The organism is Streptomyces sp. NPDC053076 (assembly GCF_044546845.1).
In the GTDB taxonomy this organism is placed as follows: Bacteria; Actinomycetota; Actinomycetes; order Streptomycetales; family Streptomycetaceae; genus Streptomyces.
Map to the genome: position 1 here is coordinate 25,666 of NZ_JBITZL010000015.1, position 13,951 is coordinate 39,616.

Annotated in this window: 10 protein-coding genes and 3 pseudogenes; 3 read left to right on the forward strand and 10 right to left on the reverse strand. The window is 69.8% G+C overall.

Annotation, left to right across the window (positions count from 1 at the left end):
* Nucleotides 1-93: 93 nt before the first annotated feature.
* Nucleotides 94-285, forward strand: coding sequence for a hypothetical protein (locus tag ACIGYR_RS37030; RefSeq protein ID WP_391848232.1), 192 nt, complete (start codon nucleotides 94-96; stop codon nucleotides 283-285).
* A 220-nt stretch (nucleotides 286-505) separates the two neighbouring features.
* Here the strand turns inward: ACIGYR_RS37030 and ACIGYR_RS37035 are convergent, their stop codons facing one another.
* From ACIGYR_RS37035 to ACIGYR_RS37050, 4 genes and pseudogenes are all read right to left on the reverse strand, one after another.
* Nucleotides 506-637, reverse strand: coding sequence for a hypothetical protein (locus ACIGYR_RS37035; protein ID WP_399608060.1), 132 nt, complete (start codon nucleotides 635-637; stop codon nucleotides 506-508).
* 160 nt (nucleotides 638-797) lie between these two features.
* The gene (locus ACIGYR_RS37040) at nucleotides 798-2,498 is read right to left on the reverse strand and encodes a PIN domain-containing protein (protein WP_399608057.1); all 1,701 of its coding nucleotides are present in this window, start codon (nucleotides 2,496-2,498) and stop codon (nucleotides 798-800) included.
* 493 nt (nucleotides 2,499-2,991) lie between these two features.
* A pseudogene (locus ACIGYR_RS37045) lies at nucleotides 2,992-3,801 on the reverse strand (SDR family oxidoreductase); the annotation flags it as partial.
* Between the two features lie 275 nt (nucleotides 3,802-4,076).
* A complete protein-coding gene (locus tag ACIGYR_RS37050; RefSeq protein WP_399608054.1) occupies nucleotides 4,077-4,391 on the reverse strand; it encodes a hypothetical protein in 315 nt (104 codons plus the stop codon).
* Between ACIGYR_RS37050 and ACIGYR_RS37055 the strand changes: the two genes are divergently transcribed.
* Nucleotides 4,350-4,820 (forward strand): hypothetical protein, encoded by a 471-nt coding sequence (locus ACIGYR_RS37055; protein WP_399608120.1) that lies wholly within the window; start codon nucleotides 4,350-4,352, stop codon nucleotides 4,818-4,820. The two genes, ACIGYR_RS37050 and ACIGYR_RS37055, sit on opposite strands and share 42 nt — an antisense overlap.
* A 157-nt stretch (nucleotides 4,821-4,977) precedes the next feature.
* Here ACIGYR_RS37055 and ACIGYR_RS37060 read toward each other — a convergent pair.
* A pseudogene (locus ACIGYR_RS37060) lies at nucleotides 4,978-5,133 on the reverse strand (hypothetical protein); the annotation flags it as partial.
* Between the two features lie 82 nt (nucleotides 5,134-5,215).
* Here ACIGYR_RS37060 and ACIGYR_RS37065 point away from each other — a divergent pair.
* A complete protein-coding gene (locus ACIGYR_RS37065) occupies nucleotides 5,216-6,145 on the forward strand; it encodes an NAD(P)H-binding protein (protein WP_399608053.1) in 930 nt (309 codons plus the stop codon).
* A 1,353-nt stretch (nucleotides 6,146-7,498) separates the two neighbouring features.
* Here the strand turns inward: ACIGYR_RS37065 and tpg are convergent.
* From tpg to ACIGYR_RS37090, 5 genes and pseudogenes are all read right to left on the reverse strand, one after another.
* Nucleotides 7,499-7,834: pseudogene (gene tpg, locus ACIGYR_RS37070) on the reverse strand (telomere-protecting terminal protein Tpg); the annotation flags it as partial.
* Nucleotides 7,830-11,927, reverse strand: a complete 4,098-nt coding sequence (locus tag ACIGYR_RS37075; protein ID WP_400014434.1) for a tetratricopeptide repeat protein — start codon at nucleotides 11,925-11,927, stop codon at nucleotides 7,830-7,832. The gene ACIGYR_RS37075 and the pseudogene tpg, both read right to left, overlap by 5 nt.
* A gap of 44 nt (nucleotides 11,928-11,971) precedes the next feature.
* Entirely contained in the window at nucleotides 11,972-12,454 is a 483-nt protein-coding gene (locus tag ACIGYR_RS37080; RefSeq protein ID WP_399608051.1) for a hypothetical protein, read from the reverse strand.
* 162 nt (nucleotides 12,455-12,616) lie between these two features.
* On the reverse strand, nucleotides 12,617-13,177 hold the full coding sequence (locus ACIGYR_RS37085; RefSeq protein ID WP_399608049.1) for a SigE family RNA polymerase sigma factor: 561 nt from the start codon (nucleotides 13,175-13,177) through the stop codon (nucleotides 12,617-12,619).
* Between the two features lie 263 nt (nucleotides 13,178-13,440).
* Nucleotides 13,441-13,890, reverse strand: coding sequence for a hypothetical protein (locus ACIGYR_RS37090; RefSeq protein ID WP_399608046.1), 450 nt, complete (start codon nucleotides 13,888-13,890; stop codon nucleotides 13,441-13,443).
* Nucleotides 13,891-13,951 lie beyond the last annotated feature (61 nt).

Consider the following 13,951-nt stretch of genomic DNA (forward strand, 5'->3'; position numbering starts at 1 on the left):
TGCGGCGGGCCGTGCACGGATCGGGGGCGGGGCGGGCGGTGAACGAACCGGGGTCCTTCCGCGTCGTTGCGGTAACCGAACCGGAGGAGTCCCATGAGTGCTGGACGTTTCCCGGCCCGCCCGCTGTCCGCCGCCGCGCTGACGGGCGCCGTGCTGTGCCTCGTGACCGCGTGCGGCGGCACCGCCGAGTCCGTACGGAGCCACGCGGCCGGTGGGCCCTGGCACACCGCCGCACGCGGGACGACCGCGTGGCGGGAACCACCCGCCTACGGCTACATGAGATGATGACGCCCTGCGCCTCACTCTCCGAGGCGAACCCGCCCACCGTACCCACCGCTCCTTCGCCCAGACCGTCCAGCTTCTGGAGCTCTTCCTGCACCGCGAAGGCCGCATCCCCGCCGCCCGCGAGACGATCCGCGTCGACAGCGACACCGTGAAGCTCGGCGCCTGTCGTCCCCGTCTACATCCCGCCCGGCGCCGACGGCGAGAACATCCTCGGCACCGCCTACGAACCCGTCTGGGCGATCGCCTGCGCGCTTCCCAGCCGCGTGCGGCCATCCCGGGAGCCGACGGCGTCCACACCGTCGCCCTCGTCATCGACGAGGACCAGCACCGGCCGCTGGCCGACTACTGTCACACCATGCTCGACCGGCTGCAGGAGCACTACGCCGCGCGCGCCCAGGCCCACTGACAAGGCGGGCAGCAGTGCCCCTGACTGTTCTCCGATCTCGATGCCCCCCTGCGCGCAGGCGAGCGGTGCCCGTTTCCACCGCGCCCCGTACCGGCACAGCGTGACGTCAGCCGGATGTCTCCCAGCCGGTGGTGAACAGCGCGCATTCGAGCAGGTCGGGGCTTGCGCCGGACGGCCAGCTGTCGCCTGCGGCCAGCTGTTCGGCGGCGGCGTGCATGAAGGAGAGGTAGACCCGGTAGCGGTGGGGCGACCAGTTCCCGTCCGACCAGACCCAGGAGGCGACCGAGCCGTCCACATCGTGGCCGCTCTCGCGGCCGACCGTGGCGGCCATCGACCTCAGGCGTCTGGACAGCACCCGGTCGAGGATGAGCGGCCGCACGCCGTCGACGGGCGGCAGCGCGATGCCGGTGAAGTAGAGGAACTTGGTGAAGAAGGCTGGCCCGAGCCCGGGAACCTGCCCCTGGAGCGCGGCGTACGCCTGTGGTGCACCGTGCTCGCGCAGTGCGGTGACCGCGGTGGCCAGCGCCGAGTCCAGGCCGTCGAAGGCCAGGATCTTATGCAGGGTGGCCGGGCCGCTGCCGCCGGGAGTGCCGCGCTTTCCCTTGCCCCACACATACGTCGCGACCAGTGCCTCCCTGAACGCCTCGCGCCGCAGCGCGCCGGCGACGGCCGAGACCACCTCCGCCCGGCTGACCGCAGCGTCACCGCCTGCGGAGTTGGGCGCCAGCGCCTCCGGCCACGGAGTAATCTGCGCCCACCGGCTGGGCGTATAGCGGATCGTGTGCGCGCCGGGTGTCCCGTCCGCGTAAACCGACGCATTCACCTCCCACCAGTGGCCCAGCGCTCGCACGACGGCGTCGGGCAGCAGGCGTGCGGCCATCTCGCGGTCCACCGCGTCCGCACGCTCCTGGCGACCCTGCCCGTCCTGTTCGGTCACGAGCCGTTCCCTGCCTGACGTACCGCCGGCCGTGGGGAGGATGCGGCGGATTCCTTCGGTTCGGGCTGGCTGCTGCGGCACGCCCCCGCCCGGCACGAGCTCGGCGGCGGCCTGTTCCAGTTCCTGCCGGCGAAGTTCGCCGCCCTCAATCAGGTACCTGTCGGGCAGGGGCCGTGCAGGCAGCCCCCAGACGCGGGCACGGGTCCGCACTCCGATGTCGCGGCTGACGACCACGACCCCCGAGGGAGCGACGGCCTGGTACAGACGCAGTGCCGAGGCCACCAACTCGTCGTCCGGCACGGGAAGGCGGGCATGCCCAGGCTCATCGGCCCCGACGAACACTGGCGTTCCGTCGTCCGCGATCGCCTTCTCGGGCCCTGCTTCCAGCACCGACTCCAGCAACCGGAACACGCCGCGCGCCCGCCGGGAGATCTTCTTGTCCCCCGTCTGGTAGCTCTTGGTGTCGATCTCGTCGACCACGACGCGCGGCACCATGACCGCGGCGCCCTTTCCGAACACCTTCTGCCAGGAAACCTTGTCGAACCGCGTGAAGTGCAGCGTGGTGTTCGTGTCCAGCACCGCGTACCGCACGGCACCGACGCGCCCGTACCGCTCCTGCATGGCACGCACCCGGTTGGCCACGGATCTGAAGTAGTCCTGAAGCTCGGCAAGTTCCACATACATCATCAGCCGGGCCTCCTCCAACGGCGCGGTGAGGATCGCCCGGTAGCGGCCCGCACGGAGATGCCCCGCGATCTCCCGGTCGCCGAACCGCCGGTTGAGCTCCTCGGCGGCCTTCCAGGTCCACTCGTCGTACCGCTTGCGCACGGCCCGCATCTCGGCCTCGGCTTCCGCGCCCGTTCTCATCATGTGAGGGATCCGGTTGGAGACGTCGTTGAGACTCCCGCCCACGAGATCGTTATCCAGGAAATCAATTGCCTCGGTGCAGGTCGTTCCGGCTCTCAGCATGCCCTTGTTCTCTCCCCCCCGGGAGGGGGCTCGGTGCGCCCTGTCCCGGCCCATCCTGCCAGCGCTGCTTACGTCCGATGCGAGTTTCGCTTCCCTCGCACGGTGGCCGTCCCGTTCCAGGGGGACGAGGAGTGGTACGAGGCGGCAGGGATCATGGTCGAGGCGATTTGGCAGCGGGTGAGACCGCCGGGGTGCGCCGCTGGAGGGGCGCCGAAACTGCCAGGACCACCTAGCCGCACTTCATGGACAGTGAGATCCCTCAGCTGTGACAGGGCAGCGGGGCGGCCACGCCCGCGCGAACGCTCTTACCGCGATCGCCGCTGACTGGCGCCTGCCCCGACACCGAGCCCGCAGCTCGGTGTCGGGCTGGGGGGGGGCACGCTGGTGTGGTGCAGAACTGGTGGGCACCGCGCAGCGTGGTGCGAAGATGCAGCTGGGTGGCCCGGCTGTCGAGGCGTACGTCGAGGGCGCCGGGAAGCGTGCTGTGGGCACGCAGGCCCGTGGGCAGCCGGGAGGCATCCAGGCCGTCACGCCTGGCGATAAGAGTGCCGAACTCGTGACGGCTCACCGCATCGGGCCCTGCGAGATGGCGGACGCCGGCGGCGTCGCCGCACGCCAGTTCCAGGAGGGCGGCGGCCAGGTCGGCGACGTGCACCGGGCAGCGGGTGTCGTCGGTGAACAGGGCGCCGTCGCGGGTACCGGCGGCCAGTTCATGCACGACGCGCTCATGCACGGAACCCCCATCGCCGATGATCAGCGACATGCGGGCGACGACGGCCCGCGGATGCACGAGAAGGATCCCGGTCTCCGCCGCCGCCTTCGCCGCCCCGTACGGGGTGACGGGGTCAGGCAGGCACGACTCGTCGTAATGGACTCGGGCGCCGGAGAACACCGCGTCGCTGGACACGTGGACCAGGCGGCTTCCATACTTCGCCGCCGCCATCGCCAGCCGGACGGGCCCCTGAGCCGTTACCGCTCAGTCGGCGTTGCCGCTCGATGCGTTGATGACAAGATCCGCGCCGACTTCGGTCATGACGGCGTCCACGCGTCCGGGGTCCCGCAGGTCAAGTGCGTACCACGCGGCGTGGGAAGTGGTGCCGGGCCTGGTCGCGTAGGTCGCGGCCGTTAGGAGCCCGGCCATGGCCGCCCGCCGGACCAACTCGGCGCCCAGAAAGCCGCTCCCGCCGATGACCAAGACCGTCATGACACGACACGGTAGACCGTCCCAGCCGGTATCGGACACGGCACCACAGAAGCGCGAGCGGGAGACGAGACTGGAGAACGCCGACGGTGGGCCTGGTGGGCGTCGGTTGAAGAGAGCGCTCTCTTTGACGGGGCGAACTCTACGGCGGCACCTCCGCGCCGTCCGGCAGGCTCTGCGCGCGGCGCGCGGGGAGGACTCTCTGGGCAAGACGCGTCCAGACCGGCTCGGCTGCTTCTTCGGTGTCGTCGGTTGGCACATCGCCCGCGACGGCCGCTTCAGTTAGTCGTGCTGGTGCGGACTGCCTGGCGTATGCGGGGGTCGGCGGTGCGGTCGTCGGCTATGTGGCTGAAGTGCTGGGCGGATTGCGGGTGGTCGCGCAGCACGGCGGCGATGACGGATGCGGCCTCATTGTTCAGGGCTCGCAGCCAGGGGCCGATTTTGTCCCGGGCGTTCCACTGGTCCCAGGTGCCGTCCCAGGTGCACATGGTGTGGGCGGCCTCTTCCAGCAGGTCCCAGTCGCGGTGGTTGGCGGCGTAGGAGCAGATGCCGTGCAGCCAGATCACGACCGCTACGGCGTCGCCGAACTGCACGATGTGGGTGGCGTCGCCGTCGACGTGCTCGGCCAGGGCGCGCAGGAGGTTGTGAGCTTGTGCGGGGTTTCGCCCGAGGGCTGGTCCGGCCTGCTGGATGTCGAGGTGGGCGAGTACGCCGACGTGGAGTTCGTAGTCCTGGGGGTGGTCGCCGACCAGGTCAGCAGCGTGTCCGCGGCGGCCGAGTCGGCGGTGCGGGCGGCTTCGAGCAGCGTCTGGGCGGCCGGGAGGGGGTCTTCGGGGATGGCCGCGTGTTCGCGGTCGACCAGGGCGAGCAGGTCGCTGACGGTCTGGGGGCGGCGTGGCGGATCCTGCTGGGTGGCGGCGCGGACGATGGTGTGCCACGGGCCGGGAGGGGGCAGCAGCGGCAGGTTGGTCTCCGGCGGTTTGCCGGTGAGGGCCCAGGTGACGACTCTGCCGATGCTGTAAATGTCACTGGACGCCGTGGCATCGTGCGGCGTTCCGGACAGTTCCGGGGCGGCGAAGCCCTCGGTGCCGATGTAGAGGCGGGTGCGGCCACCTTGGTGGTCTGGCCTGGTGGCCGGCGAACGATGCCCCAGTCGGCGAGGGTCCAGCGGCCTTCGAAGTGAAGGATGTTCGACGGTTTGATGTCGCGGTGCAGCCAGCCGTGCCCGTGCGCGGCGGCCAGCACCGAGGCCAGGGCGTCGACCAGGGCGCGCAGCTCGGCCGGTTCCCGCAGCAGCTCGTGGCGTTGTGCGGCGGTCGCGTCCGCCCAGGGCATCACGAACCAATGGTGCCTTGGGTGACGTCTGTGGTGTCACACTCCGGTTGCGCCCTGGCCATGCGGGTCGCAGTCTGCCGACATGGACTACAGCCCGGAAGCAGGCATGCGGCCCATTCTGGTGACCGGTGCTGCGGGCAGCGTCGGGGCCGTCGGCAGGACCGTGGTCCAAGGGCTGCGGCGCCGGGGCTTCCAGGTCCGTGCTCTGGTGCGCCAGGACGACGACCGAGCGCAGGCGCTGCGCGCCACGGGTGCGGAAGTCGTGGTCGGAGACCTGACGTGTGCCCGTGATGTCGCCGACGCCCTCGACGGCTGCGGCCGGATGTATTTCGGCATGGCCGTGTCGGCCCAGTATCTGCTGGCTGCCGTGACCACAGCGGCGGTCGCGCGCGCCTACGGACGCCTGGAGGCGTTCGTCAACATGTCGCAGCTGACCGTCTCCGAAATGGACGCCACCAGCGGCTCCGAGTCGCACCAGCATCGTCAGCAGTGGCTGGTCGAGCAGGTTCTCGACTGGTCAGGCCTGCCCGTGGTCCAGGTCCGGCCCACCGTCTTCATGGAGAACCCGCTCTTCAAGACCGTGTTCTCCTCGATCGCCAAGGACGGCGTCATCAGGTGGCCGTTCGGCAAGGCCAAAACCTCCCCGATCGCAGCCGGTGACGTTGCCGCCGCCGTCGAGGAGATTCTGGCCCATCCGGCCGGGCACGTCGGCCGGACCCATGAGCTGACCGGTCCCCGATCACAGGACGTCACCGCCCTGGCCGCGGAGATTTCCGATGCTCTGCACCGCACGGTCGGCTACACCGACGTCCCGTTGCAGGAATGGCTCGACAACGATCTCGCGGCACTGGGACTGCCGGCCCATGTACTCCAGCACATCTCCACCATGGCTCGCCTCCACCAGGCCGGGCGCTATGACCGCCAGGCAGACGGCATGGCAGAGATCACCGAGCGGTCCGCCGCAGGAGTAGCCGAGTTCGTCCGCAAGAACCCCGAGCTGTTCACTCGCTGACGCCGACAGCCACCGTGAGGCACTGCCGCGCGGCGGGGCCCGTCGCCCCGCACGACCTCGGCACACGCCCGAGGCCCTCGGCTCCGCCGGGCAGACGCCACACCTGAGCGCCGTCGACGCGCGCGCGGCCCGCTGCCTGGGGAGACTGGGAGAGGCGGAAGGAGGCAGGAATGAGCCAGATGGCGCTTTGTGCCCGCTTCCCGCTGCGTGACGGTGCTGGTGAAGCGTTCGACGAACTGGTCCGGGAGGCTGTCGAGGGGTGAGCCGGGCACCCTGGTGTACGCCTGCAGCGAGGTCGAGGGAGCACCGAACCAGCGCCTCCAGCGGGTCGGTGCAGCCGCGAAGATCGTTTCTTCGAGCTGTACGCCGACCGCGCCGCCTTCGAGGAACACGGACGTCAGACCCACGTCCGTCACTTCCTCAGCCAGAGCGAGCAGTACGCGGAGAAGACGGAGATCGACCACCTGCGACCGTACGCCGGGAAGTACCCGGCCGCGGCCGGATAGCGCGGTTCAATCCAATGCCGGCCGTGTGCCTCAGGCACGCGAAGCGGGCCCGGCACAAGCGTGACGCCCTCCGGCCCGGCACCACTGTGCCGACGCGGCGATGCTGCTCCGCTTCACACCCAGCGGGGCCCGGCGAAGCGGGCGGATCCATGAAAGTGAACGACATCGACATGAAGGTCGAAGTGCTCGTCATCCCGGTGTCGGAGCATTGAACGGGCAAAGGACTTCTACGGCCGCCTCGACTGGAGGCTGGACCGGACACCGCCCTCCGTCGTCCAGTTCACCCCGGCTCCTCGTGCTCGGTCCAGTTCGGCACCGACCTGACGTCGGCCGCGCCCGGTTCCGGCAAGGGATACCTGATCGTCTCGGACGTGGAAGCCGCCCGCACCGCGCTGCTCACAGCCGGAATCGAGGTCGGCCCCGTCTTCCACCCCGGACCGGACGGTCCGATCGAGGGCCTCGACCCGGAGCGGCGCAGCTACTTCTCGCGTGCCACCTTCCGTGATCCCGACGGAAACACCTGGCTGCCAGGAGGTCACGAACCGGCTCCCCGGCCGTGCCGATCCCGGACCGACCTCCTTCACTTCGGCGACCGATCTGGCTGGTGCGCTGCGGCGCGCAGCCGCCGCCCATGGGGAACACGAGAAACTCATCGGCCAGGAGGATCCGGACTGGCCCGACTGGTACGCCCAGTACATGGTCAGCGAGCAGACCGGTACCGAACCTCCCCAGGTAGGGCCGGCACGAGGAGGGACCATGGCCGAAACCTAAGATCCTCGCCACACGGCCGTCCTGAGCTCTCCCCGGCATCTGTTCCTGGTCTCCTGTCCCGGTGCCCACTGACCGGTTACTGCTCGAACTCGAGGTCGAGGAGGTCGGTGAGCTCCACTTCGAGGCCGTGGGCGCGGCGGGTAGACCTCGCCCAGGGCCTCTGCGGCGATCTGGCGGGGCTGGTCCTCGGTGAGACCGGCCTCCTGGGCGTGGAAGAGACGGGCAGCGTGGCCGGGGCGAGGGTGAGGTGGCGCACGCGGGCGTCGTCGGTGCTGCCGGGGGCGGTGGTGTAGCCGAACCGGGCCTGGACATCGATCATGATGCCGCCGCCGGTGGTGGTCGCGGCCTGCTTCGCGTTGCCCCTGACCTGCGGCCGCCAGCGCACGCGGACCTCACGCTCGAGGCGGTCAGCCGGAAGCTGCCCGGCCCTCGGGAAGTTCTCGCTGGGCTTCGGCTCTCACCTGGGCGAACAGCAAGAGGGCATCGGCGGTCCCGGCCGCGACAGCGGGGTCGCCGGACACCTGTCGGTAGACGGCGACGGCGGCCGTCGACGCGGACAGGGCTTCCGTCGCCCGGCCCAGCGCGGACAGGTAGTGGCCGAGGTCGGCGAGGGCATCGGCGTATCCGGGGATGAACTCGTGGCTGTGGTGGGCGAGTCCTGAGTACACGGACACCTGTTCCCGGAGCATCGCCATGCTCTCGTCCTGCCGTCCCACGTCCCACAGCCGGGCAGAGAGGTTGCCCAGGATCTGGGCCAGACCGGGTGAATGGGCGGCCGGGTCCTGCCGGGCGAGCCGCCGGTAGACGTCGACCGCTTCCCTGATCCGGGTCAGTCCTTCCTCGTGCCAGCCGACCTCCAGCAGCCGGATGCCGAGATTATTGAGTGTGCTGGCGAAGTCGCCCGCGAAGACAGCGGCGTCCTGGTCAGCCAGCTGTCGGTACATCGATACGGCGTCCTGAGTCGCGGCCAGCGCGTCGTGCGGCAAGCCGAGCTGAAGCAGTGCCTTGCGGAGGTTGTTCACCAGGGTGGCGAGAGGCTGGCGGAAGGCCGCCGGTTCTCCGACAGCCGCGCGTGCGCAGACCACTGTGGCCTCCCGGGCTGCGCTGACGGCTTCCGTGAACCGGTGCAGCGCGAAGAGGTCGACGGCCACGTTGTGCAGGGAGTGGGCGAGACCAGGTTCGTGCACGGCCGGATCGCGTTCGGCCAGCCGGCGGCGAATCGCCGTGGCCTCCAGGGTGACCAGGAGGCCGTCTTCTCTCTTCTCGGTCTCTCCAAGGCGGATTCCGAGGTCGTGCAGCGCCTGGGCAAGGGCGTGCTCATACCTGCCTGGATGGGCGTCAGCAAGACGGCGCCACAGTGCGACGGCGTCCCCGAGCGCTGCCACGGCCTCGGCGGATCTGCCCATCTGCCCCAACTGGATAGCGAGTTCGTCGAGCGCTTCGGCGAGGTCTGCCTCGTGGTCTGCGCCGAGCATCTGCAGCATCATGCGGCGCACGTCGACCAGTGCCTGAAGAGGGGCCAGGGACTTCCCTACTTCTCCGGCCCTCCACAACTGCGTGTTCAACGCGCCCAGTGTTTCGGCGAGTTGGCCTCCATAGGCAGCCAGATCGATGTCGGCCAAATGCCCGTACACGGCGACCGCCTCCGCGTATGCGTCCGCGGCCTCGGCCGTGCGCCCCAGGTCAGCGAGAATCCTGCCGAGCCCGGCCAGCGACGAGGCGAGATCTGCGCTTCCACGGGGCGATTCCCGAAGCATCCGCTTGCGCATGGCCACGACCTCTCCCGCCGGATCGAGCGCCTCCCGCACTCGGCCTGTTTCGACCAATCGGGCAGTGAGGTTGTCCAGAGCCATGGCGAGGCTTTCCTCATGCCGGGCCTGACTCACTGCGGTCAGGCGGCGGAAAAGCGCGACGGCCTCACGACATGCGTCCAGTGCTTCCACTCCATGCCCCGCCTCCGCCTGGGACACACTGAGGTTGACGAGTGACAGGGCGAGGTCGGGTTCGAAAGCAGCCGGATTGCCCATGGCCAGTCGGCGCCAGACCGCGACGGCTTCCGCCGCAGGTCCCAGGGCGGCCGAGGCCCGATCTGCGATGCTGAGGTGTCCCGCGAGATTGCTCAGGGCATTAGCGAGTTCCGGCTCGAAGGCTGCCGGGTTCGTCGCGGCTAGTCGCCGCAGGACGGCTGCGGCTTCCTCCGCACAGAGTAACCCGTCCTGGCTGTGGCGCAGGTTGAGATGGATGGCACCGAGGTTCGACAGCGCTTCGGCCAGTCTTGGTTCGAAGCGTGCCGGGTTCTTCCCGGCCAGCCGCCGCACGAGAGCCCCGGCCTCCTCTGCGGGGGCCAGGGCCTTGTCCGGCCGGCCCAGCCCGATGGACCAACTGTGACTGAGGTTGGTCAGTGCCGTGGCCAGCCGGGGATCGAAGGCCGTCGGATTCGTCTCGGCCAGGCCCTGGCAGACCGCCACGGCCTCCTCGCTGACGGCGGGGGCCTCGGCGAGCCGGCCGGCTTCGCCCAGACACCAGGAAAGATTGGTAAGCGCAGTGACGAAGTCCGGCGCGTGTGCGGTTGGATCCTCTTTGACCAGATGCCGCCAGAGGGCGACAGCCTCCTGGGCGACGGTAACGGCTTCCTCGGGTCTTCCCATGTCCCGCAGTGCGCCGCCGAGGTTGGTGAGTGCCAGGGCAAGGTCTTGTGTATGTGCGGCCTGATTGTCATTGGCCAGGTTCCGCAACAGGGCAACAGCTTCCTCCGCGCGAGGCAGAGCTTCCTCTCTACGGCCCACCGCGCTCAGCCGCGCGGTCAGGTTGGAGCACGCGCCGGCGAAGCGGGCGGCGAATTCTGCAGGATCGGCCCGGACGAGCTGCTCGTACATCGATGCTGCGGCCTCTGTCGCCGCCAGAGCCTCCTGATGCATGCCGGCGTTTGCCAGCCGGTTGCCCAGATAGTGGTGGACGGCTGCGTGCCAGGCTGGATCGTCGCTGAGCGCAAGCCGACTCTGTGTGAGGCGAGCGGTCAGCACGGCGATGCCCGCGTCGAGGTCGGGATCCGAACCGTCGGGGAAGTGGTCCTCGATGGCCTCCAGGAGCGCGGGCTCGATGTCGTTGTGGCGGGCCAGGCTGGCGAGAGCGGTGCTGCCCGCGGCGACGGCGAGTTCGGGGGCGGCGCGCAACAGCGGGTAGACGTGCTGAGGGCCGAGGTGCGGCCAGCGGTCCGCCGCGGCGACGAGGAAGGTGATCGTGCGACCCGTCCACCACGCGGTCGGGTTCCCGCGGTCCTGCGGAAGCAATTGCGCGAGGGTGGGAGCGGCCCAGGCCTGGGCGGGATACTCGGCCTGATGGCCCGGGAGGGTGAGGGCGATGAAGTCCTCGGCGAGGCGGTCGGGGGTCAGCGGTTCCAGGACAGTGTCGCCGGACGGCGGATAGCACACGGCGTGGTCGGCGAGCACTCGCTCGGCGGGCGTTCCCAGTTCGAGGGTATCCAGCGCGGCCGCGCCTGCGGGGCGGGCGAGGGAGCCGGTGAGGGCAGCGGTGAAGACAGCCTGGTTCATCGTCTCCGGAGGTGTCGCGTACGGCTGGCCACCGAAGTCGCGTTTGTGGTCGCCGTCGCCGAACAGGCGCCGCCAGTGAAGGTGTTCGCGGTCCAGGAGGTACATGGTCAGTCCGGCCATGTCGCGAGGGGGCCGACGACCGGCGACGTGAGCGTCGACGGCCACGAGCGCGGCGATGTGCACGGCCAGGATCAGTCCGAACTCCTGATCATCCAGCGGTCCCGGAGGGCTGATGTCCGCGGCGGGCATGGCGGATATGCCGTACCGGGTCGCGAAGCTGTCGCGGGCCACCTCGAACATTTCCAGTCGCTCTTCGGGGCGGTCGTCGTCGTGCGGCAGCGGGGGCAGGAACTGCGAGGAGGTGCCGGCCTGGTGATTGGCCAGGGCGGCACGGATCGCGGGCCACGCGTCGTCGTTGCGCGCCAGCATCAGGATGCGGGTACGGACGGCGGACTGGTGGAAGAGAGCGTTGCTGAAGAGCCAGGTCAAATGGGTCAGTGGCCAGCGGTCGGCATAATCGATGATCACCAGCAGGCCGGCGGTGCCGTCGAGGCGCAGGTCCTGGCTCCCTGGTGGTGGCAGGACGGTGCCGGGACCGTGGGTGGCGGTGACGACCTTCCACCCATCCGCAAGTGAGTCCTGGGCGAACTGGGCGGCCAGACGCGTCTTTCCCTGGCCTCCCGGCCCGTGCAGCCAGCGTGCCGCCAGCCGGGGGCCGTCCTGGCGCCAGCTGCGCAGGCCGGCGAGTTCGTCCCGGCGCCCGGTGAAGGCCACCACGGCGAAGCGGGCGTTGAGCATCCGGCTGGGTAACTCCCGCAGAAACTCCGGATCCGGCTGCGCCACCGGCCGCCAGTTCTCCAGTACATACAGCGGAACCCCGTCGCCGAGAACATGTATGTCCGCGCCGATCGCCCCATAGGCGAAGCCGTTCTCGGCCCGTACCACTTGCCGCATGGCGGAATCCTGCGGCGGCTGTCCGGCTTCCGAGGACGAGGGAGTCACCGGGTGCCGCCCACCGCAGGGCCGGCGGGGGGTGTGGGCGGCTGTTCCCCGTAGTCGGTGTGGTAGTGGACGTTGACGCTGCTGCCGGGCCCCAGAGCGCCGAACGCCGAGCCGCCGTCTCGCGCGATCACGTGCTGTGTCCACTGCTGCTGGACGGGTGGCAACTGGCGCTGGATGTCGTCGATCAGGGCTCGGAGTTCGCTCTCGGTCTCCGGGCGATCGCTCAGGAGGTCGAGCAGGTCGTCCTGCCACCGTGCGATCTGGCTGTCACGGACCGCGTCGGCCGAGTCGGCCGGCTCAGCGGCCCGGACGCGTACGGCGCTGCGGTCCAACCGGGCCCGGATGTCGCGCTCCGCGTCACCGCGCCGGCCGAACAACGCCACGGCCCTGCTACGGGCGGATTCCCAGGCGCTGGTGGCCATGGCGGCCACGAGGGTGGTGGCACCGGTCATCGCCAGTGCCGTCACCTGATCCGACATTGAGCCTCCTGATTCGCGGGTGCAAGATCTTGTCTACCGTAGGGGCTCTGTCGCCCGCAGAGGCGGCCGCGCGGTTGCAGTCGGCGGTACGGAGCACCTGCGGGGAGCGGACCCGCGGCGCATTCATCCACTGCGGTGCTTGTCGCCGAGGCATCGGTGGGCTCACGCGGCGCTGGAATCGCTCGGCCGCTGCGCGCCCTGGGCCGGCCGGACACGCTCGTGGCCATGGCGGTGCAGCTCCTGGCGGAGTTGGGCGAGTGTTCGGTGCAGTGTGCTCTTGACGGTTCCAGGTGCCATGCCGAGAGCGGTGGCCGTCTCGTCGGTGGACATTTGCTCCCAATGCCGCAGCACGACGACGCTGCGCTGCTGCGGCGTCAGCGTTTTCATGATGCCGATCAGCAGGTCGCGGTCGGCGTGCTGCTCGGTGGAGTCCTCGATGCCCATCTCCGGCAGCTGCTCGGTGGGCAGTTCCTGAAGCTTCCGGGCTCGCCACCACTCGGTGCGCGTGTTGATCATGACGCGGCGCAGATAGGCGTCTGCAAGCTGCTTGTCGGCCATGCGTTCCCACTGGGGGTAGGTGCGGAGTAGCGCGGTCTGCAGCAGATCCTGGGCGTCGAGCGGGTCGGGGACCAGGCGCCGGGCGCTGCGGAGCAACGCGTCGTGCCGCACGCGCACGTACTCTTCGAATTCCAGCACCTCGCCAACGCGCTTACGAGCGTTCATGATCTGGCTCCTGTTCTGTGGGCATGAGCATCCGGGACGTGCCGCGGGGCCGGCGTGGGAAGTCACTGGGCGGGCCGAGACGCTCCCGCCTGGCGCCCACTGCGGCTCGCCGTCGCCCGGGCGCGAACAGCGGTCGTCTTTGATCACGATGGGCCGATGGCCGGGGCGCTGCGGCAGTTACCCCATAGCAGCGCGGCACGCTGCGGTAGTACCCGAGGCGCCCCATGCCTGCCATGGGGCACCTCGGGGGGTGCGGCGGGCGACTACCAGATGGTGGCCCACCCGGGCGCGCACTTGTCGAAGACCAGGCGGCCCGCGCCGGTCTTGTGGCCCAGGCATTCCTGGACCTGGATGTCGCGGACCGATGAGGCGAAGTTGTAGCCGTCGGAGCCGAGTGCCTTGGAGCTACCGGTCACATCGCGTTCGTAGCGGTGGCCTCCGTCGGCGTATGTGGCCCAGATCTGGAGGATGGCCAACTTGTGGTCGGACTTGGTGTCCCACAGCTTGCCGGTCAGCTGCACGCGGCCGTCCCCGCGCTTGTAGATGCTCCCGGATGCGTGGGCTCCGACGACATCCCCCCTCGTGTGCTGGGCGGTCCAAGCCGACTGGATGGAAACGTCGGCCGGCTGGGCATGGGCGGTGGCGGTGCCTGACAGCAGTCCGCTGATCAGTAAGGCCATCGCGGCAAGAGCGGTCTTGGGGATGAGGCGCATGAGCGTTCTCCTCTCGTCTTGGGCCTGTTGCGGCAGGCCGTGAAGGTGGCTCAGTGTGTGG

What these genes read in the sequence shown, in the direction of transcription:
- ACIGYR_RS37080 (WP_399608051.1), bottom strand. Translation starts at nt 12,454, where the DNA reads ATGTCGGATCAGGTGACGGCACTGGCGATGACCGGTGCCACCACCCTC.
- ACIGYR_RS37040 (WP_399608057.1), bottom strand. Translation starts at nt 2,498, where the DNA reads ATGATGAGAACGGGCGCGGAAGCCGAGGCCGAGATGCGGGCCGTGCGC.
- ACIGYR_RS37065 (WP_399608053.1), top strand. Translation starts at nt 5,216, where the DNA reads ATGGACTACAGCCCGGAAGCAGGCATGCGGCCCATTCTGGTGACCGGT.
- ACIGYR_RS37075 (WP_400014434.1), bottom strand. Translation starts at nt 11,927, where the DNA reads ATGCGGCAAGTGGTACGGGCCGAGAACGGCTTCGCCTATGGGGCGATC.
- ACIGYR_RS37085 (WP_399608049.1), bottom strand. Translation starts at nt 13,177, where the DNA reads ATGAACGCTCGTAAGCGCGTTGGCGAGGTGCTGGAATTCGAAGAGTAC.
- ACIGYR_RS37090 (WP_399608046.1), bottom strand. Translation starts at nt 13,890, where the DNA reads ATGCGCCTCATCCCCAAGACCGCTCTTGCCGCGATGGCCTTACTGATC.
- ACIGYR_RS37030 (WP_391848232.1), top strand. Translation starts at nt 94, where the DNA reads ATGAGTGCTGGACGTTTCCCGGCCCGCCCGCTGTCCGCCGCCGCGCTG.